Annotated in this window: 12 protein-coding genes; all 12 read left to right on the top strand. The window is 72.6% G+C overall.

Translation table 11 applies throughout. The features are described 5' to 3' along the window. Nucleotides 1-95: 95 nt before the first annotated feature. Genes AMYAL_RS0137485 through AMYAL_RS0137430 form a run of 12 tightly spaced genes read left to right on the top strand, consistent with a single transcriptional unit; the run spans nucleotide 96 to nucleotide 20849 of the window. Nucleotides 96-1292, top strand: coding sequence for an isochorismate synthase (locus tag AMYAL_RS0137485; protein ID WP_020636436.1), 1197 nt, complete (start codon nucleotides 96-98; stop codon nucleotides 1290-1292). Further along, a complete protein-coding gene (locus AMYAL_RS0137480) occupies nucleotides 1289-2911 on the top strand; it encodes a (2,3-dihydroxybenzoyl)adenylate synthase (RefSeq protein WP_020636435.1) in 1623 nt (540 codons plus the stop codon). The genes AMYAL_RS0137485 and AMYAL_RS0137480 overlap by 4 nt, the downstream gene beginning before the upstream one ends. Then, nucleotides 2908-3579, top strand: a complete 672-nt coding sequence (locus tag AMYAL_RS0137475; protein WP_020636434.1) for an isochorismatase family protein — start codon at nucleotides 2908-2910, stop codon at nucleotides 3577-3579. Before AMYAL_RS0137480 ends, AMYAL_RS0137475 begins: the two co-directional genes overlap by 4 nt. Continuing rightward, nucleotides 3576-3809: a phosphopantetheine-binding protein gene (locus AMYAL_RS0137470; RefSeq protein ID WP_020636433.1), complete on the top strand. Its 234-nt coding sequence runs from the start codon at nucleotides 3576-3578 to the stop codon at nucleotides 3807-3809. Before AMYAL_RS0137475 ends, AMYAL_RS0137470 begins: the two co-directional genes overlap by 4 nt. Continuing rightward, on the top strand, nucleotides 3806-4660 hold the full coding sequence (locus AMYAL_RS0137465; protein WP_020636432.1) for a siderophore-interacting protein: 855 nt from the start codon (nucleotides 3806-3808) through the stop codon (nucleotides 4658-4660). The genes AMYAL_RS0137470 and AMYAL_RS0137465 overlap by 4 nt, the downstream gene beginning before the upstream one ends. Before the next feature lie 32 nt (nucleotides 4661-4692). After that, on the top strand, nucleotides 4693-5697 hold the full coding sequence (locus AMYAL_RS0137460; RefSeq protein WP_020636431.1) for an ABC transporter substrate-binding protein: 1005 nt from the start codon (nucleotides 4693-4695) through the stop codon (nucleotides 5695-5697). Beyond that, the gene (locus AMYAL_RS0137455) at nucleotides 5694-6677 is read left to right on the top strand and encodes a FecCD family ABC transporter permease (RefSeq protein ID WP_020636430.1); all 984 of its coding nucleotides are present in this window, start codon (nucleotides 5694-5696) and stop codon (nucleotides 6675-6677) included. Before AMYAL_RS0137460 ends, AMYAL_RS0137455 begins: the two co-directional genes overlap by 4 nt. Next, nucleotides 6674-7696: a FecCD family ABC transporter permease gene (locus tag AMYAL_RS0137450; RefSeq protein ID WP_209447277.1), complete on the top strand. Its 1023-nt coding sequence runs from the start codon at nucleotides 6674-6676 to the stop codon at nucleotides 7694-7696. The genes AMYAL_RS0137455 and AMYAL_RS0137450 overlap by 4 nt, the downstream gene beginning before the upstream one ends. Further along, nucleotides 7693-8469 carry an ABC transporter ATP-binding protein gene (locus AMYAL_RS0137445; protein ID WP_020636428.1) on the top strand — a complete coding sequence of 259 codons (777 nt, stop codon included), beginning with the start codon at nucleotides 7693-7695 and terminating at the stop codon, nucleotides 8467-8469. Before AMYAL_RS0137450 ends, AMYAL_RS0137445 begins: the two co-directional genes overlap by 4 nt. Continuing rightward, complete coding sequence (locus tag AMYAL_RS0137440) at nucleotides 8463-18410, top strand: non-ribosomal peptide synthetase (RefSeq protein ID WP_020636427.1); 9948 nt, start codon at nucleotides 8463-8465, stop codon at nucleotides 18408-18410. Before AMYAL_RS0137445 ends, AMYAL_RS0137440 begins: the two co-directional genes overlap by 7 nt. Further along, nucleotides 18407-19813, top strand: a complete 1407-nt coding sequence (locus tag AMYAL_RS0137435; RefSeq protein ID WP_020636426.1) for a DHA2 family efflux MFS transporter permease subunit — start codon at nucleotides 18407-18409, stop codon at nucleotides 19811-19813. The genes AMYAL_RS0137440 and AMYAL_RS0137435 overlap by 4 nt, the downstream gene beginning before the upstream one ends. Next, nucleotides 19806-20849, top strand: a complete 1044-nt coding sequence (locus AMYAL_RS0137430) for a 3-deoxy-7-phosphoheptulonate synthase (protein ID WP_020636425.1) — start codon at nucleotides 19806-19808, stop codon at nucleotides 20847-20849. Before AMYAL_RS0137435 ends, AMYAL_RS0137430 begins: the two co-directional genes overlap by 8 nt. The last annotated feature ends 143 nt before the right edge of the window (nucleotides 20850-20992 follow it).

Here is a 20992-nt window from a genome sequence, read left to right as displayed (position 1 = left end):
TAGGCTAACCGAAAACTCGCGTCCGGCACTCTTCGTATCGCGACACCACAAGAGTGCCTACCTGGTCAGCAGTATTTGCGAAAGGGAATCCTGTCGTGTCCTCACCCGCACCGGCCCGACCAAGGCCGGTCCACCAGGCGGCCGATCTGCTGGCGGCGTACCTGCCCGGATCGTTCTACTACTCGTCCGCTCGAGGATCGCTGCTCGCCGACGGGGTGTACTCCCCGGTCCACGCGGCTCCTGGCCGTCGTGCCCGTGCCGCCGCCGAGGTCCTCGACGCCGCTCTCGTGGCGGGAGTGACCGAACCCGTCGTGGCCGGGGCGATCGGGTTCCGGCCCGACGCCCCGAGCAGCCTGGTGGTACCCGCCGTGGTGCGCCGGGCGGGCCCGCCGGGGGCAGGTGGGCCGGTGGCGCCGCTCGGCGGCGGGAACTGGGCGGTCTCGCCGCGGCCCGCGCCGGAGGTCTACACCACTGCGGTCGCCAAGGCACTGGACGAGATCCGCGACGGCGACCTGCGCAAGATCGTGCTGGCCCGCTGCCTCGACGTCACCGGTGGCGACCCCATCGCGGTGCCGCGGCTGCTGGCCCGCCTCGTCCACGCCGACCCGGCGGCCCACGCCTTCGCCGTCGACGTCAGCGCGCCGGGGGATCCCGCGCCGCGCACGTTGATCGGCGCGAGCCCGGAACTGCTGGTCTCCCGCCGTGGTCGCGTCGTCACGGCCAATCCGCTGGCCGGATCGCGGCCGCGCGTGGCCGACGACGCGGAGAACGTCCGCTGGATCGACGATCTGCTGGCGTCCGAAAAGGACCGTGACGAACACGCCCACGTCGCCGCGCAGGTGGCCGAGGTGCTGGGCCGGTTCTGCGTCGACCTCGACGTTCCCGCCGAACCCGAGGTGATCGGCACGCCCACGATGTGGCACCTCTCGACCAGGATCAGCGGGCGGCTCGCCGACGCGGGCGATGCCGGTTCGTCCGCGCTCGGGCTGGCCGAAGCGCTGCATCCGACGCCCGCCGTCTGCGGTGTCCCGACAGGGCTCGCCCGCGACACCATCGCCGCGCTCGAACCCGAGGATCGCGGCTATTACGCGGGTCTCGTCGGCTGGACCGATCAGGACGGTGACGGCGAATGGGTCGTCACCATCCGCTGCGCCGAGGTCCTTGACCGGACCGTGCGGCTGTTCGCCGGCGCCGGTGTGGTGGCGGGTTCCGATCCGGCCGCCGAGCTCACCGAGACCGGCGCGAAGTTCGGCACCATGCTGCGGGCCCTCGGCCTGGAGGGAGCGGCGTGAACCCGGATCACACGCCCTGGCCGCCCGGAACCGCCGCGCGCTACCGGGCTTCGGGATACTGGCGCGGCCAGACCTTCGGCAAGTTGCTGACCAGTCTCGCCGAGGCCTACGCCGAACGCCCCGCCGTGATCGGCGAGAACGCCCGCTGGACCTTCGCCGAACTCGACGAGCGCGCGCACCGGCTCGCCGCCGGATTCGCCGGAGCCGGGATCCAGGCGGGTGACCGGGTCGTCGTGCAGCTGCCGAACGTGCCCGAGTTCGCGTCCGTCGTCTTCGGACTGTGGCGCGCCGGGGCGCTGCCGGTGTTCGCGCTGCCCGCGCACCGGGCCAGCGAACTGCGGCACTTCGCCGAGCAGAGCGAGGCCGCGGCGATCCTGACCGTCGGCGAGCACGAACGCTTCGACCACGCGGCCATGGCCCGCTCGGTCGCGGCCGAAATCCCTTCGGTGCGTGAGGTCTTCGTCGTCGGCACGGAGGAATTCGCCGTACTCGAAGCGGCGACCCCGCGTGCCCTGCCGGATCCGGATCCCGCCGGTGTCGCGTTCCTGCAGCTGTCCGGTGGCAGCACCGGCTTGCCCAAGCTGATCCCGCGCACCCACGACGACTATCTCTACAGCGTCCGGGAAAGCGCCCGGATCTGCGGCCTGCGCCCGGAAAGCGTGTACCTGGCGGCACTGCCCGCCGCGCACAACTTCCCGCTCAGCTCGCCCGGTCTCCTCGGTGCCCTGCACGCGGGCGCGGCCACGGTGTTTGCGCCGCGTCCGGACGCGGACACCGCGTTCCGGCTGATCGAGGCCGAAGGCGTGACGATCACCGGGCTCGTACCGCCGCTGGCCGCCGCGTGGGCGCAGGCGGCCGCGAGGACCACTCGCGATCTGTCCACTTTGGACGTCCTGTTGGTCGGTGGCGCCAAATGCGCCCGCGAACTCGCCGAGAAGATCGGGCCCGCGCTGGGCTGCCGTCTGCAGCAGGTGTTCGGCATGGCCGAGGGCCTGGTCTGCTACACCCGGCTCGACGACCCGGACGAGTACGTCCTCGCCACGCAGGGACGGCCGATCTCGCCGGACGACGAGATCCGCGTCGTGAACCCGGACGACCCACTGTCCACTTCGGACGACGTCGTCGCGCCGGGCGAGATCGGCGCGCTGCTGACCCGCGGGCCGTACACGATCCGCGGCTACTACCGCGCCGCCGAGCACAACAAGACCGCGTTCACCGAGGACGGCTTCTACCGCACGGGAGACCTCGTGCGGCAGCATCCGTCGGGACATCTGGAAGTGGTCGGCCGGGCCAAGGAACAGATCAACCGCGGCGGCGAAAAGGTGGCCGCGGAAGAGGTCGAGAACCATCTGATGGCCCACCCCGGCGTCCTCGACGCCGCCGTCGTCGCGGTGCCGGACCCGTACCTGGGCGAGCGCACCTGCGCCTACGTCGTCCCCGCGGCCGGTGCCGAGCCCGCCCCGGCGGAGCTGCGCCGGTTCGTCCGCGAGCGCGGCGTGGCGGCGTTCAAGGTGCCCGATCTGGTCCAGGTGGTGCCGGAGTTCCCGGTGACCGGCGTCGGCAAGACCAGCAAACGCGAGCTGAGGGCGGCGCTGGCCGCCCTGGCGAAGGAGAAGTGAACGTGTCACTGCCCAAGATCCAGCCGTACGCCCTGCCGACGGAGGCCGAGCTGCCCGCCGGGCGGGTCGGCTGGAAGCCCGATCCCGCCCGCGCCGCGCTGCTGGTGCACGACACGCAGCGGTACTTCCTCGCGCCGTACGAGGGATCCCCGATCCCGGAGATGGTCGCGAACATCGCCGCGCTGGCCGACGCCGCCCGCGCGGCGGGGGTCCCGGTCTTCTACACCGCGCAGCCCGGTCACCAGGCCGCCGAGGATCGCGGCCTGCTCACCGAGTTCTGGGGCGACGGCATCGGCGCGGTCATCGAAGACGACCCCGCGGCCGCGGACGTCGTCAGTGAACTCGCCCCGAAACCGGGGGACGTCGTGCTGACGAAGTGGCGCTACAGCGCGTTCCAGCGCAGCACCTTCACCGAGCAGCTCGCCGAAGCGGGCCGGGACCAGCTGCTGATCACCGGCGTCTACGCGCATATCGGCTGCCAGGCCACCGCCGTCGAGGCGTTCATGCGCGACGTCCAGCCCTTCCTGGTCGGTGACGCGGTCGCGGACTTCTCCCGCGAACGCCACGACCAGGCCTGCGAGTACGTCGCCCAGCGTTGCGGCGCCCTGACCACCACGGCCGCCGCGCTCGCCGCGCTGGCCCCGATCCCCGCCGGAGCACCCCGATGAGCCTCACGACCGAAAAGATCCACGCCGACGTCGCGGAACTGCTCGGCTGCGACCCGGCCGAGCTGAAGCCGGACACCGACCTCAACGACCTCGGCCTCGACTCGATGCGGATCATGGGCCTGGTCGAGCAGTGGCGCACCGAAGGCGCGGAGAACCTGGAGTTCGCCGACCTCGCCGAGCAGCCGACCCTCGGTCACTGGACGCGGGTCCTCACCGGGAGCGCCGCGTGAGCCGCGCCGACCATCGCCACCGGCACCTCGAACGCATCGCCGAGGTTCGCGTCGGCGAGCACGCGGAGAAGGTGCCGTACCCGATCCGCGTCCGGCAGGCCGAAGTCGTGCGCACCGAGATGATCGGGTCCGGACTGCTCCGCGTCACCCTCGGCGGGCCGGGGACGGCGGGGTTCGAGGCGCATTCGCCGGACGAGCACGTCAAGATCCTGTTCCCCGAACTGGACGCCGAGCCGAGGTTGCCGGTGCAGGACGGCGACATGCTGCGCTGGCCGAAGCCGTCGCCGACGTCACGTGAGTACACGGTCCGCCGGTACGACCCGGAATCCGGCGAACTCGACCTCGACGTCGCGCTGCACCAAGGCGGACTTGGCTCGGACTGGGCCGAGAAGGTCACCGCCGGCACGCCGGTGCACGTCGCGGGCCCGCCCGGCGGGCTGATCGTGCCGCATACCTACGACCGCTACCTGCTCGCCGGTGACCTCACCGCGTTGCCCGCGATAGCGCGGTGGCTCGAAGAGCTGCCGCGCACCGCTGCGGGCTGGGCGTTCATCGAGGTCACCGACGCGAGCGAAGAGATCGAGCTGTCGGCGCCCGAAGACGTCGAAGTGCACTGGCTGCACCGGGGCGACGTCGCGCCGGGAGTCTCCGACGTGCTCGCCCGCGCGGTCCAGACGATCGAAGTCCCCGCCGGAGAACGGCTCTACGCCTGGGTCGCGGGGGAGGCGGGACAGATCAAACCGCTGCGCCGCTGGCTCAAGAACGACCTCGGGCTCGGCAAGGACGACCACGACGTGACCGGGTACTGGAAACGCGGGGTCTCGGACTTCGACGACGAGCACGACCACTGATCCCCACCCCACCGAAAAAACGAGGAAAACCCATGCGCACCACAAGAACTCGCCGACTCGCCGGAGCGGTCGCGCTCGCGCTGACCGTCGCGACCGCGGCCACCGCCTGTGGCTCCGGTGAAGACGGCAAGGCGGCCGAAGGCGGCCAGACCAGGGTGTTCGCGGCCGACAACGGCCAGATCACCATCCCGGTCTCGCCGAAGCGGGTCATCGCCACCGGCTACGCCGTGCCCGCGCTACTCGAAGCGGGCGCGCCGCTGGTCGGGGTGTCCAGCTGGAAGCGCGGTATCCCGCTGTTCAACGAGCAGGAGCGCAAGAAGTACGACGAGCTGGCGAAGGTCGCGGGCGAGGCGGCTTCGGAGACGAACTACGAGGCGATCGCGCAGGCGGATCCGGACCTCATCGTCATCGGCGTGCCGAAGCCGGTGCTCGCCGACATCGACATCAAGCGGCTCGAAGCGATCGCCCCGGTCGTGGCGATCGGCCCGTCGGTGCCGTCGATGTGGCGTGACCTTTCCCGCAAGCAGGCCGACGCCGCCGGTGCGGCCACCGGGTTCGACGCGATCAAGACCGCGTACGACACCAAGGCCAAGGGGCTGGCCGAGAAGTACAAGGCCGTGCTGCCGCAGCTGAAGCTGGGCCACGTCGGTGCCTACGGCGAGGTCGCCAAGGGCAATTTCCAGCGCGAGTTCAACGGTTCCTGGGGCACCAACATCGCACAGGACCTCGGCGCCACCTACTACGGCCAGGTCAAGGTCAAGGGCGGCGGCTCCAAGGACGTCAGCGAGTACCCGTCGATCGAAGAGCTGTCGACGGCGTTCGCGCAGGCCGACGCGATCACCTACTCGGTCAGCGCCGACGGTTCCGTGCCCGCGCCGGTCAAGTACGTCCTCGACTCGCCGCTGTGGAAGGAACTCCCCGCGGTGAAGGCGGGCAAGGTCTACCCGTTCCGCTACACCGAGGCAGCCACCTACCGGGCCGCGACGTCCACTTTGGACGCCGTCGACCAGGCGTTCGCGCCGCTGCTCAAGAAGTGACCACCACCGGGCGGTCCGCGCTGCTCGGCGCCGCACTGCTCGGGCTCGTCGTGGTCGCCGTGCTGAGCGTCGGCATCGGCGCGCACGCCATCGCCCCCGGCGAGGTCGTGCGCGCCCTGCTGGGCGACGGGAATCCGAGTGACCGGGCGGTGGTCCTGGACATCCGGATGCCGAGGGCGGTGCTCGCGATCGGGGTCGGCGCGGCGCTGGCCGTCGGCGGCGTGCTCGTGCAGGCCCTGTCGCGCAACGCCCTGGCCGAACCCGGAGTGCTCGGCGTGACCGCCGGGGCCGGGTTCGCCATCGCGGTGGGCTCGGCGTTCGGCTTGGCCGCGTCGGCGCCCGCCGAACTGGGCCTGGCGGTGGTGGGTGCGCTCGGCGCTTCGGCGCTGGTGTACGCGGTCGGCAGCCGGTCGCCGTTGCGGCTGGTCCTCGCCGGGACCGCGCTGAGCGCCGTGCTGCTGGGCCTCACCCTCGGCCTGCGGCTGCTGTTCCCGGACACCTTCGACGTCTACCGGTTCTGGTCGGTGGGTTCGCTCGCGGGCCGTGAACAGGCGCCGACGACGGTCCCGCTGATCATCATCGGCCTGTCCCTGCTGGGCGCGTTCGCGGTGAGCCGTCAGCTGAACGCGATCGCGCTCGGCGAGACGGTCGCGCACACGCTCGGCGCGAACGTCGCCCGCGTCCGGACGATCACCCTGCTGCTGATCACGCTGATGGCGGGCGCGGCCACCGCGCTGGCCGGGCCGATCCTGTTCGTCGGGCTGATCGTGCCGCATCTGGCACGGCGGGTCGCGGGTGCGTCGATCCCGTGGCTGATCGCGTTCGCCGCGCTGCTGGGCCCGGTGCTGATGCTGGCCGCGGACGTCGGCTCCCGTGTCCTGCTGCCGACCGGTGAGGTCCCGGTCGCGATCGTGACCGCGTTCCTCGGCGGCCCGGTGCTGATCTGGGCCGTCCGCAAATACGGGGCGGCGCCGCTGTGAGCACTGTGATCCTGCGGCGCGGGCGGTTCTCCGCCCGGCTCGAACGCCGCACCCTCTGGTTCCTCCTGGCGATGCTCGTTGTCATCGCCGGGCTGACCCTGCTCGGGCTCTGTTACGGCGCGGCGTGGGCGAGTCCCGCCCGCGTGTTCGCCGCGCTCACCGGTTCCGGTGGCGGCCCCGGTGTGGTCATCCGCGAATGGCGCCTGCCAAGGGTTCTCGCCGGGCTCGTGTTCGGCGCCGCGCTCGGGCTGGCCGGCGCGATCTTCCAGAACATCACCCGCAATCCGCTCGGCAGCCCGGACGTGATCGGCCTCGACGCCGGTGCCTACACCGGCGCGCTGTTCGCGATCACCGTGCTTTCGGGGACGTCGACGCAGCTGACGATCGGTTCGGTGCTGGGCGGGGTGATCACGGCGGCCGTCGTGTACGCGCTGTCGCTCGGCGGCGGACTGTCCGGGCTGCGGCTGATCGTCATCGGGATCGCGATCAACGCGATGCTGACCGCGTTCAACTCGTGGATCGTGCTGCGCGCCGAACTCGAGATCGCGATCGCGGCCGTCGGCTGGAACGCCGGTTCCCTCAACGGGGTCGGCTGGGACGACGTCGCCATCCCGTTCGGGGTGCTCGCGGTGCTGTTCATCGTGCTGTTCACCAGGGCACCGGCGCTGCACCAGGCCGCGCTCGGCGGCGAACTGGCGGTCACCACCGGTGTCCGCTGGGACCGGCTGCGGCTGGTGCTGGTGCTGATCGGGGTCGGCTGCACGGCCACGGTCACCGCCGTCGCCGGTCCGATCGCGTTCATCGCGCTGGCGGCCCCGCAGATCGGGCGGCGGCTGGCCCGCACGCCCGGTATCGCGCTGCTGCCCGCCGCCCTCACCGGCGCCGTCCTGCTGACCGGTGCCGACCTGGCCGCCCAGATGCTGCTCGCGCCGGAAGCGCTGCCGGTCGGTGTGGTCAGCACCGTGATCGGCGGCGGCTACCTGATCTGGCTGCTCACCAAGGAGGTGCGGCGCACATGAGTGCCCGCTTGACCGCTCGGGAACTGACCCTGCGCTACGGCGACCGGATCGTGTCGACCCGGCTGAGCCTCGACGTGCCCGACCGCGCGTTCACCGCCGTCGTCGGACCGAACGCCTGTGGCAAGTCCACCTTGCTGCGCGCGTTCGTCCGGCTGCTGCGGCCGTCCGGTGGCGAGGTGCTGCTCGACGGCAAGGACGTCGGTTCCTTCCACGGCAAGGGTCTGGCGCGGGAACTCGGTTTCCTGCCGCAGGATCCGGTCGCGCCGGAGGACGTCCGCGTGCGGCAGCTGATCGCGCGCGGCCGGTTCCCGCATCAGTCGCTGTTCGCGTCGTGGTCCGAAGAGGACGAACGCGCGGTGATCGAGGCGATGACCGCCGCCGGGGTGGCGGGGCTGGCCGACCGGCCGGTCCAGGAACTCTCCGGCGGACAGCGTCAGCGCGTGTGGGTGGCGCTGGTGCTGGCGCAGAAGACGCCGTACCTGCTGCTCGACGAACCGACGTCGTTCCTCGACATCGCGCACCAGTACCAGCTGCTGAACCTGCTGGCGCGGCTGCGCGACGAGGGCCGCACGGTGATCGCCGTCCTGCACGACATCAACCAGGCCTGTCGGTACGCCGACCACCTCGTCGCGCTGCGGGACGGCCGGATCGTCGCCGAAGGCGCGCCCGCCGACATCGTCGACGCGGAGCTGATGAAGGAGGTCTTCGATCTCCCCAGCGTCGTCGTGCCCGACCCGGTGACCGGAACCCCGATGGTGGTGCCTTCATGCTGAATCTCACCGGAGCCCAGCTGGGCATCTGGACCGCGCAGCGGCTCGAACCCGACTCGCCGTACTACGTCGTCGGTGACGTCGTCGAGATCGACGGAGACCGGCCGGTCGACCTCGCCGCGCTGGCCGAGGCGATCCGGGCGACCGCGGAGGAGGCCGACAGCCTGCGGCTGCGGGTCTTCGAGACCCCGGACGGCCCTCGTCAGCTGGTGTCCGAGGAACCGGTGCCCGCGCCGGACGTCGTGGATCTCCGTGGCGAGACCGATCCGGAGAGCGCGGCGCACGCGCGGGTGGCGGCCGAACGGCGCCGGGTCGCCGAGGCGTGCCGCGGCATGCTGGACCGGCCGTTGTTCGCCCATCTCGTGCTGCGGCTCTCGGAATCGCGGGTGTGGTTCACCCAGCTCGGGCACCATCTGGTGTTCGACGGCTACACCGCGGCGATGCTCGCGCGCCGGACCGCGGCCCGCTACACCGCCTCGGTCCATGGCAAGGATGTGCCGCCCTCGACGTTCGCCCGGTTCACCGATCTGGTCGAGGCCGACCGCGAATACCGTGAGAGCGACCGGTTCCGGCAGGACCGCGAGTACTGGCGGGAGCGGTTCACGCCGCTGCCGGACCTCGACGACGGCGGCAGCGCGTCAGGCCCGCCCGAGAGCACGGTGACCGCGCGCTCGGTCCTGCCCGCTTCGGACGTGGCACGCCTGCGTGAGCTGGGCAAACGCGCCGGGACGACCTGGGGCGACGCGCTGATCGCCTGCTACGCCGCGTTCCTGCACCGCGTGCTCGGCTGGACCGACGTCGTGTTCGCGATGCCGCTGATGTGCCGCGAAGGCGCGGCGCTGCGGACCCCGGCGATGGCGGTCAACGTGCTGCCGCTGCGGGTCACGGTGCTCCCGGAGGACTCGGGCGCCGGGCTGACCGCGCGGGTCGCGGGTGCGCTCAAGGAGATGCGCTCGCATCAGCGTTATCGCGGTGAGGATCTGCCGCAGGATCTCGCGGTGCCCGGCGCCGGGGCGCTGCTGCACGGCCGCGGCATCAACCTCAAGGCGTTCGACCTGAAGCTCGACTTCGCGGGCTCGCCCGGCGTCATGCGCAACGTCGCGGGCGGGCCGCCCGAGGACATGGGCCTGTCCGTGCTCCCGACCTCCGACGGCGGACTGCTGCTCGGCTTCGAGGTCGACGCACGGACCCACGACCAGGCCGCCGTCGACGCCAAGCTGACCGCGCTGCGCTGCCTGATCACCGCGCTGACCGAACCGGACGGTCCGGTCGTCGGCGGTGCGGATCTGGTCCCGGCGGGGGAGCGGGACACGCTCTTGGCGGCGTGGTCCACTCCGGCTCCGGACGGGGAACTCCTTGACGTGCCTGAACTTCTCGCTCGGCTCGATCCCGGACAGACCGCTCTGGTGTCCGGTGAGGACCGGCTGACCGGCGGTGAACTCGTCACGCGCGTGCACCGGCTCGCGCGGGCGCTGCGGGACCGCGGAATCGGGCCCGATGACGTCGTCGCGCTGGCTTTGCCGCGGTCGGCGGATCTCGTCGTCGCCCTGCTGGCGGTGCTCGACGCCGGGGCCGCGTTCTTGCCGCTGGATCTCGCCCATCCCGTCGAACGGCTGCGGGAACTCGCCGCCGAAGCCGGTGCCGTGCTCACCGTGGCCCATGACCCGGAGATCGTGCCGGGCCCGCAGTTGCTGCTCGGCGAAACCGACCTGTCCACACTGGACTCTTCGCCGCTGGAGATCTCCCGTCGTCCGGACCATCTCGCGTACGTCATCTTCACCTCCGGTTCGACAGGCCGTCCCAAGGGCGTCCTCGGCCGGGTCGGCGGGCTGGCCACGCTGCTGCGTCATCACCGCGCGACGACGGTCGCCGAGACCGAACGCGCGGCAGGCAGGCGGCTGCGGGTCGCGCACACGTACTCGTTCGCCTTCGATTCCGCGCTCGATCAGCTGATGTGGCTGCTGTTCGGGCACGAACTCCACGTCTACGGCACCGACGTCGCGCGTGACGCCGACGAACTGCTGGCCGCGTTCGCCCGCGACCGGATCGACGTCGTCGACACCACGCCTTCGATGGCCGCGCCGCTGGTTGACGCCGGACTGCTCGAAGGGCCGGATCGGCCCGCGTTGCTCGTCCTCGGCGGCGAAGCGACGCCGCCCGCGTTGTGGCGCCGCGTCGCCGGGTCCGGTGTCCGTGCCCGCAACATGTACGGCCCCACCGAGGCCACTGTGGACGGTGCCGGATCCTGGCTGGACGACGGGGAACCGACCATCGGGACCGCGGTACCCGGCACGGCGGTGCGGGTCCTCGACGCCGCTCTGCGGCCGGCGCCCGCAGGATCACCGGGTGAGCTGTACCTCGCCGGACCACATCTGGCGCGCGGCTACCTCGGCCGCCCCGCCGCGACCGCCGAGCGGTTCGTCGCCGACCCGTTCGGCGCGCCCGGCGACCGGATGTACCGCACCGGGGACCTCGTCCGCTGGGTGCCCGGCCGCGGGCTGGAGTATCTGGGCCGCCGCGACGGCCAGGTGAAGGTGCGCGGCCACCGCGTCGAACTCGGCGAGGTCGAGGCCGCGCTGGCCACTGTCCCCGGCGTGCGCGCGGCGGCCGCCGCCGTGCGCGGACCGAGGCTCGTCGGCTATGTCGTCGGGGAGGTCGTCCCGGAGGACGTCCGCGCGGAGCTCGCCGGGCGGGTGCCGGAGCATCTCGTGCCCGCCGCCGTGGTCGTGCTCGACGCGCTTCCCTTGACCTCCAACGGGAAGATCGACCGGGCCGCGCTGCCCGCCCCGCGCGCGGCGGCAGGCCGGACCGCGGCCACCGACCGCGAGCGACTGCTGTGCGCGACCATCGCCGAGGTGATCGGCGTCGACGAGGTCGCCGTCGACGACGACTTCTTCGCGCTCGGCGGCGACAGCATCACCGCGATCAGCGTCAGCAGCAGGCTGCGCGCCCACGGCCTCGACCTGCGGCCCCGTGATCTGCTGGCCCGCCGCAGTTTCGAGGCGCTGGCCGCGTCCAGCGCCGAGATCGGCGGTCCGGCGGCTCCGCCGGACGAGCCCGTCGGCGTGGTTCCGGCCCCGCCGATCGTCCGCGCCCTGCTCGACCCGCATCCGGACGTCGCGACGGTCGACGGCTACACGCAGTGGACCGCGATCCGCCTCGACGAGGATCTTCCGCCCCACCTGCTGATCGAGGGCGTCCAAACGCTGCTGGACCACCACGACGTCCTGCGCCTGCATTCAGAGGGCGAATTGCGTGTCCGTGAGCGCGGGGCCGTGAAGGCGTCCGACGTGGTCATCGAAACCACCGGGGACCCGGCCGGGGTCGCGGCGGAACTCGCGGCTTCGCTGGACCTCCGGGCCGGAGTGCTCAAGGTCGCGCTGCTCCCCGACCACCTCGTCCTCGTGATCCACCACCTGGCGATCGACGGCGTCTCCTGGCGGGTCCTCCTGCCGGACCTGCGCGCCGCCTGCGCGGGCGAACCGCTCGAACCGGTCGGGACGTCGTGGCGGCGGCACGCGCTTCTCCTTGCCGAGCAAGGGACTTCCGGCGCCCGTCGCGGCGAACTCGACCACTGGCGTGGCGCGCTCGCCGGTCCGCGTCTCGGCCACCGGCCGCTCGACCGGGCCATCGACACGGTCGCGACCGCGCGGCGTTCGACGACGATCGCCTCGCCGGAACAGACCGAAGCGGTGCTCACCGGCCTGCCCGCGGCTTACCGTGCCGGGCCGGACGACGTCCTGCTCGCCGCGCTCGTGCTCGCGCTGCGCTCGTGGCGGGACGCTCCGGTCGAGGCCGAAACCGTGTCGCTGGAAGGGCACGGCCGGGATCAGGACGGCCTGGACCTGTCCCGTACCGTCGGCTGGTTCACCGTCGAGCATCCGCTGCGCGTACCCGCCACGGCGGTCGCCGCGACCACGGACTTCGACAGCGCGCTCGCGGGCGGCGACGCGGCCGGGAAGCTGCTGCGGGCCGCCAAAGAGGCCAAACGTGCCGTGCCGGACGGTGTCGGCTTCGGAGTTCTGCGCTACCTCGATCCGTTGACCAGGGACGAACTCGGCGCGGTCCCGCCGCCGGACGTGGTCCTGAACTATCTCGGCCGGTTCGCGGCGCTGCCCGGCACCGGCTGGCGGCTCCCGGACGAGGACCCGTTCGCGGTCACCGAACCGGACGCCAAGTCCCTGGAGCAGGTGCTGGCGCTGAACTGCTTCGTCCGCGAGGACGGTCGTCCCCGGCTCGCCGTCGAGTGGACGGCGGCCAGTGCGGTTCTGCCCTCGGAAAGCGTCGAGGCGCTTCAGGAAGCGTGGTCCCGCGCGCTGGAGGCCCTGGCCGCGCACGCCGCCCGGATCGGACCGGACGGTGGCGGCCTCACGCCGTCGGATCTCCCGCTGGTCGGCCTCGGCCAGGCCGACATCGACGCGCTCGAACGCCAGGGCAGGGTCGAGGGCGTCCTGCCCGCGACCCCGCTGCAGACCGGGCTTTCCTTCCACACCCTGGCGCGCGGCACCGAAGACACCGACGTCTACGTGGTGCAGGCGGTCACCCTGCTCAGCGGCGCGCTCGACGCGGACCGCATGCGGGAGGCCGCGGCGGAAGTGCTGCGGCGGCATCCCGCGTTGCGCGTCCACCTGCACACCACGGACGCGGGCGAAGTCGTGCAGGTCGTGCCCGCCGACGTCACGCTGGACTGGCGATTCGCGCGCGTGTCACCGGAAGAAGTCGTTGCCGAGTGCCGCGCCGAACTGGCCAGTCCCTTCGACCCGGCGACCCCGCCGCTGATCCGGTTCCTGCTGCTGACCCTCGGTCCGGACGAGCACCGCCTGGTGCTCACCAACCATCACGCGCTGCTGGACGGCTGGTCGATGCCGCTGGTCGGCCGCACCCTGCTGGCCACTTACGCCGAACTCGGCGGCGGCCCGGCGGCCCCGGTCGCTCCACCGCTCTCGGAGTACCACCGGGTGCTCGGCGAACGTGACCCGGACGCGGCGCTGGAGGCGTGGCGCGAGGCCCTGTCCGGACTCGACGAGGGCACGCGGCTCGCCCCGGCGAGCCTGGAGTCCACTGTGGAGCGCCCGGAGCGCGTCACCGTGGCGCTGGGCGGGGAGTTCAGCGACCGGCTGCGCGCCTTCGCCCGAGAACGGGGGATCACCCCGACGACGGTGTTCCAGACCGCCTGGGGCGTCCTGCTCGCCAGGCTGACCGGCCGTCGCGATGTCGTCTTCGGCTGCCCGGTGTCCGGCCGCCCGGCCGACGTCACCGGCGTCGAGCGCATGATCGGGCAGCTCGGCAGCACGATCCCGGTGCGGGTGCGGTTCGACGCCGCCGACACCGCGGTCACCGTGCTGGAACGCGTGCACACCGAAAGCGTCCGGCTCACCGATCACCATCACGCCGGACTGCCGGACATCCAGCGCGCGGCAGGCGTCGGCGACCTGTTCGACACCATGCTGGTGATGGAGAACTTCCCGCTCTCCAGCCGCGCCCGCACCACCCTGGCGCCCGGCCTCGACCTCGTCGGGGTCGACATCACCGACGCCACGCACTACCCGCTCACGGTGATCGTGCTGCCCGGCGGCGAGTTCACCGTCGGCCTCGGTTACCAGCCGCAGGCCTTCACCCGCGACGAGGCCGAGTCCTACGGGCGGTGGCTGCGCGCCGTGCTGCACGAGATCGTCACCGACCCGGCGCGGCCGGTCTCCCGGCTGCGTGCGCTCGACGCAGAGGAAGAACGCGCCATGCTGCGCCTCGGCGAAGGACCGGAACCCCGTCGCGAACGCGGCGGCATGCTGGAGGAGTTCGGCCGCTGGGTCCGCGAGACCCCGGACGCCGAAGCCGTCGTGTGCCGTGACCGGAGCCTGACCTACGCGGAACTGGACCGCCGGGCCAACCGGCTCGCGAACACCCTGATCGACGCCGGGGTGAAGCCGCAGGACCCGGTCGCGGTCCTGTTGCGCCGCGACGTCGACCTCGTGGTCGCGCTGTTCGGCGTCATCAAGGCCGGTGCGGTCCATGTGCCGATGGACCCGGATTATCCGGCGGACCGGCTCGCCTACATGCTCGGTGACATCAAGCCCGCCGCCGTCGTGTCCACTTCGGACGTCGACGACCTGCCGGTGGTGGACCCGGACGATCTGTCTATTGAGGACACTGATCCGTCCGTCCGGCTCGGCGAGGACGCGCTCGCCTACGTCATCTACACCTCCGGCACCACCGGCAAGCCCAAGGGCGTGGCGGTGCCGCACCGCGGCGTCCCCAGCCTGATCGCGCTGCAGGAGGACATCGTCGGGATCGGGACCGCCGAGCGGTACCTGCATTTCGCCTCGACGAGTTTCGACGTCGCCTTCTGGCAGTTCATGCTGCCACTGCTGTCCGGCGGCACTTCGGTCATCGCGCCGGAGGAGGTGCGGGTCTCCGGCGACGACCTGCTGGCCTACGCCGCCGAACACCGCGTCACCGGGCTGAACCTGCTGCCGTCGTTCCTCTCCGCGATGCCCGACGACGCGACCGTCGACCCGGACGTGTTCTTCGTCGTCGGCGCCGAACGGCTCGACCCGGAACTGGCGCGGCGCTGGGGCAACCGGCGGGCGCTGTTCAACGCCTACGGCCCGACCGAGGTCACCATCAACTCGGTCACCTGGCACTACGACCCGGCCGACCCCGGACCGCTGCCGATCGGCCGCCCGGATCCGGAGGTCCGCGCGTATGTCCTCGACGGCGGCCTGCTCCCGGTCGGGACGAACGTCACCGGCGAGCTGTACCTGGCCGGCCCGAAGCTCGCCCAGGGCTACGTCGGCCGCGCCGCGCTGACCGCCGAACGGTTCGTCGCCGACCCGTTCGGGCCGCCGGGGGAGCGCATGTACCGTACCGGCGACCTGGTCCGCTGGCGGCCGGACGGGCAGATCGTCTTCCTCGGCCGCGCCGACCACCAGGTCAAACTGCGCGGGTTCCGGATCGAACTCGGCGAGATCGAGACCGCGCTGACCGCGCACGACGACGTCCGCGCCTCCGCGGTGATCGTCCGTGAAGACCGGCTGGTCGCCTACGTCGTCCCTGTGGACGGCGCCGAACCCGACCCGGTCACGCTGCGCGAGTACCTCGCCGCGGAGCTGCCCGCGTACATGGTGCCGACCGCGTTCGTGCCGCTGGACCGGCTGCCGCTCGGCCCGAGCGGCAAACTGGACCGGGCCGCGCTGCCCGTGCCGGAAGCCCGCTCCGACGGCGGGCGTGAGCCGGCCACCCCGGCCGAAACAGTCCTGCTGCGGGTGGTCCGCGAGCTGCTCGGTCCCGACGTCGGCCTGGACGACGGTTTCCTGGACGCGGGAGGCGACAGCATCGCGTCCCTGCGGGTCGTGTCCCGCGCCCGGCGCGAAGGGCTGCATCTGACCGCGCGCGACGTCTTCGAAGGCGGCACGGTCGCCGGGATCGCCGCGCGCTGCGGGGAACCCGAACGGTCCGAGGAGGTCCACGCCGTCGGGGACGCCCCGCTCACGCCGATCATGCGCGATCTGCTGGCGCGCGCGGGAAAGGCGGCCGACGGGTTCTGCCAGTGGGTCGAGATCTGCGTGCCTTCGGCCGACGACGTACCGCGCTGGCGTTCGGTGCTCGACGCGGTCCTCGCCCGCCATGACGTCCTGCGCGCCCATCTGGTCGAGGACGCGCTGCGCGTCCCGGACGTCGGCGCCGTGACCAGCGCCGACGTGCTCACGACCGTCCGGGTGTCGGACAACCCGCGTGCGGTGCTGGACGCGCAGGCCGAGCAGATCGTGGCCCGGATGGATCCGCGCACCGGGCCGTTGCTGCGGGCGGTGCTGGTGGAGGTGGGCGACGAGCGTCCCGGTCGGTTGCTGCTGGTGGCGCACCATCTGGTCGCCGACGCGGTGACCTGGCGCGTTCTGCTCGACGACGTCGAACAGGCCTTCCACGGCAACACCCTGCCCCGGCGCGGACAGTCCTTCCTCGGCTGGGCACGGTCGCTGCGCGCGGCCGCGTCGCATCGAGAGGACGAAATGCCGTACTGGCGGGGAGTCGCGGCCGCGCCGGTGACCACCCTCGGCCGTACCCGGCTCGATCCGGCACGGGACACCGTCGCGACCGCGCGGCACCACCGGATCGACCTCGGGGCGGACACCACCCACGCCGTGCTCACCGCGCTGCCCACGGCCTACCGGACCGGTCCGGACACCGTCCTGCTGACCGCGCTGTCCCGCGCGGTCGCCGCCTGGCGCGGGACCGGGGCCGACCTGCTCGTCGCCGTCGAGAGCCACGGGCGTCCTGGGCACACCCCGGACTTCGCGGGCACTGTCGACCTGGCGCAGACCGCGGGCTGGTTCACCGCCGTGCATCCGGCGCGGATCGTCCCGCCCGCCGGACCGCTGCCGGACGCGCTGCGAGCCGTGCGCGATCACCTGCGCGCGGCAGGCGACGGCCTCGGTCACGGAATCCTCGGCGCTCCGGGGCCGCGGCCCGAGATCGCCTGGAACTACCTCGGCCGGTTCCCGGCGGCACCGGTCACGGAAACCCCGTGGCAGCGGCCACCGGACGCCGATCCGCTCGGTTCCGGCGGCGGCGGGGGAATGCCGCTGCCCCACGCACTGACGGTGAACGCGATGGTCCCCGACGGCGGCACGCTCGGCGTCCGGTTCACCTGGCCGTCCGCGCTGTTCACCGAAGACGAGATCGCCGTGCTGGGCGAGCACTTCCGCCGTGAGTTGGACGAACTCGCCGCCGACGTGCCGGGACCCGGCGAGGTCCTGCCGCTGACCCCGTTGCAGGAGGTGATCCTGCGCGAGTCCCGTGCGGCGGAAGAAGATCCGTACCCGGTGCAGGCCGCGTTCACCCTGTCCGGCGACCTCGACATCGAGGCGCTGCGGGCGGCGGCGACCGCACTGGTGCGGCGGCAGCCGAACCTGGGCGCCGTGTTCCCGCCGTCGCACGAGGTCCAGGTCATCCCCGCGGAACCGCAGGCGGGATTCCGGGTCCGCGATGTGTCCGAAGTGGACAGCGCGCTCGACGAGGAGCTGGCGGAACCGTTCGACCTGGCCGGCGGACCGCTCTGGCGCGTCACCGTGCTGCGGCAAGGGCCCAGCCGCCAGACCCTGGTGCTGACCAGTCATCACCTGCTGTCCGACGGCTGGTCCGCGCCGCGCATCCTCGGCGAGTTGTTCGCGCTGTACGCGGGGAAGCCGTTGCCGGAGCCGGTCCCGCCGTCCCGGTACACCCGCCTGCTCGCCGCGGCCGACCACGCCGCCGACATCAGGGCCTGGCGGTCGGAACTCGATGGCCTGCCCGAAGGCGATCACCTGCCGCGCGCCGACGGCGGTACCGAACCCGCACTGTTCACCGTGGACGGTCCGCTGGTCGCCGAACTGACCAGGCTCGGCGTGGCGCGCGGGCTCACCGTCAACACCTTGCTGCAGGGTGCCTGGGCTGCCGTGCTCGCCGCTCACGCCGGACGCACGGACGTCAGTTTCGGGGTGATGACCTCGAACCGGACGTCCGATGTGGACGGTGTCGAAGAGATCATCGGGCTGCTCGCGAACAGCGTCCCGGTCCGGGCCAGGTTCACCGGAACTGTCGCCGGGATGCTCGCCGATCTCCAGTCCCGGCAGCGGGCGATGGCCGGGCATCACCGGATCGGCCTGCCGGAACTCGCGTCGCTCGCCGGCCGCGAGCGGCTCTTCGACAGCCTGCTCGTGTTCGAGACCTACCCGGTGGACCCGGCGAAGCTGCGCGAACCCGCGCCCGGCCTGACGGTCACCGGCACCCGGTTCCGGGAGCGGACACACCATCCGGTGAGCGTCACCGTCGTCCCCGGCGAAGACGGCTGGGAAGGGGTCCTGTACGCGGGGGACGCTCGGCCGCTGGCCGACGATCTGGTCCGGTTCCTCCGGGACCTGCCGTCCTGGCTGGACGGCGACGCGGCCGGATTCGTGGGGGAGCGGTGACCGCGCGCCCGATCGACGCCGCGCTGTGGCGCACGGCGGCCGTGCTGGTGCTCGGCACCTTCATGGCGACCTTGGACAGCACGATCGTCTCGGTCGGCGTCGACACGCTCGCCGAGGAGTTCGGCGCGCCCGTCACCGGCGTCCAGTGGGTGACCACGGCGTACCTGCTGGCCGTGGTCACCGCGGTGCCGGCGTCCGGCTGGCTCGCCGACCGGTTCGGCGGCCGCCGCGTCTGGCTCACCGCCGTCACCGTGTTCCTGCTGGCTTCCCTGCTGTGCGCGCTGGCGCCGACGTTGCCCGCGCTCATCGCTTTCCGTGTCCTGCAAGGGCTCGCGGGCGGTCTGCTGCCACCGACCGGGCAGGCGCTGCTGGCCCGCGCCGCCGGACCGGACCGGATCGGCCGCGTGATCAGCGTCGTCGGCCTGGTGCCGCTGCTGTCGCCGGTGCTCGGACCGTTGGCGAGCGGCACGATCCTCGCCGTCGCAGACTGGCCGTGGCTGTTCTACGTCAACCTCCCGGTCGGGGTGGTGGCGGTGATCCTGGCGCGGCGCTGGGTCCCGGCCGGTGAACCCGGTGGCCGGGGCGACAGGTTCGACTTCCGGGGCGCGCTGCTGCTTTCGCCGGGACTCGCGGTGCTGGTGTTCGGGCTGACCTGGTTCGAACAGGGGAACCCGGTGGTCGCCGGGATCGCGGTCGCGGCGGGGGCCGTGATGCTCGCGGCGTTCGTCCGGCACGGCCTGCGGGCCGAAGCGCCGCTGCTCGACCCGCGGCTGTTCACCAAACCGCCGTTCGGGGTCGCCGCACTCGCACTGGTGCTGCTCGGCGCGTCCGTGTTCGGCACGATGTTCCTGCTCCCGCTCTACCTTCAGCGTGGCGCCGGACTGTCCACTTGGGATACCGGCCTGCTGCTGGTGCCCCAGGGCCTCGGCGCGGCGGCCGGGTCGGTACTGGTGAACCGGCTCGTCGACCGGATCTCGCCGCGCACCCTGGTGCTGAGCGGGATCGGGCTGGTCGCCATCGGCACCGCGCCCTTCACCCAGCTCGGCCCCGGCCTTCCGGACTGGGTGATCGTGGTTTCCCTGCTGCTACGCGGTTTCGGCGCGGCACTGATCGGCGCGCCGGTGATGACGATCGTCTACCGCCGGGTCGAACCCGCCCGGTTGCCCCGCGCGGCCGGGGCGCTGAACCTGCTCAACACGCTCGGCGGCTCGATCGGCACCGCGGTGCTGGCCGTGGTGCTGCAGGCCCGGCTGGCCGCGCGCGGCCCGGACGTCGCCGCGGCCTTCGCCGACGCTTTCTGGTGTGTTCTCGGCCTCGCCGTCGTGGCGGTCGCCGGTGCGACGCGGCTGCCTCGTGCCGGGGTGGCCGCCCCCGACAAGAAGAAAGGTCACGCGGATGCCTGACCAGGACACCCTGCCCAGCCCGGCCGAGGTGGCCACGAGCGACGTCATGCCGGCCGAGATCGCCCGGCACCGCGAAACCGTCGCGGACGTCCTGGCGCGACGCGACTCGCGGCTGCTCGTCGTCGTGGGCCCGTGTTCGGTGCACGACACCGACGGCGCGCTCGAGTACGCGCAGCGGCTCGCCGAGGTGTCCGGGCGCTTCGCCGACGACCTCGTCGTCGTCCTGCGTGCTTACCTGGAGAAACCGCGGACGATCGCGGGCTGGACCGGCCTGGTGCCCGACCCCACCCTGGACGGCAAGGGCGATCTCGCGTCCGGTGTCCGCATCGGACGGCGGTTCCTTGCCGACGCCGCCGCGACCGGGCTGCCGCTGGCGTACGAGTTCGTCGACCCGTTCCTGGCGCCCTACTTCGCCGACACCATCAGCTGGGGCGCGATCGGCGCGCGGACGGTGGCCAGCCAGCCGCACCGGCACCTGGCGTCGTGGCTGCCGATGCCGGTGGGCATGAAAAACTGCGTCTCCGGGCGGCTGGACACGGCCGTCGCCGCGGTCCGGGCGGCCGCGCTGCCGCACGTGTTCCCCGGCGCCGCGGCCGACGGGCGGCCGCGGATCCAGCGCAGCACCGGTAACCCGGACGCCCACCTCGTCCTGCGTGGTGGCCCGAAACCGAACCACCACGCCCACGCCGTCGCGGACGCCCTCGACGCGCTGACCGCCGCCGCCCTGCCGCACCGGCTCGTCGTCGACGCCTCGCACGGCAACAGCGGCAAGGACCACAACCGGCAGCCCGTCGTCGTCGCGGACCTGGCCGATCAGATCTCGGCGGGCAACGACGCGCTGGCCGGGGTGATGATCGAGTCGTACCTCTCCGACGGCAGGCAGGACGTCGGAGCCACGCGGCCGCGGCCTGACCTGAGCATCACCGACGCCTGCCTCGGCTGGGACCGGACCTTGCCGCTGCTGGAGTCCCTCGCTTGCGCGAACGCTGTCCGACGCCTGAGCGCTCCGCGACGCGCCGGAGCCGCACGCAATTAGTCACCTGCTTGCGTTCGTGCCCATCGCTCGCGCCCGGCAGAATCGGGTGTCGCGAAAGCCACTTTCGCGACACTGGCCGCTGTCCGGCACGGGCCGGGTTGGGCGTGCGAGGCCCGCCGAGCGCTGAGCCGACCACCGCTGGG

This window comes from Amycolatopsis alba DSM 44262 (genome assembly GCF_000384215.1).
Lineage (GTDB): Bacteria > Actinomycetota > Actinomycetes > Mycobacteriales > Pseudonocardiaceae > Amycolatopsis > Amycolatopsis alba.
Note: the sequence above shows the minus strand (reverse complement) of the source record. Positions and strands in the feature narration are given on the sequence as shown.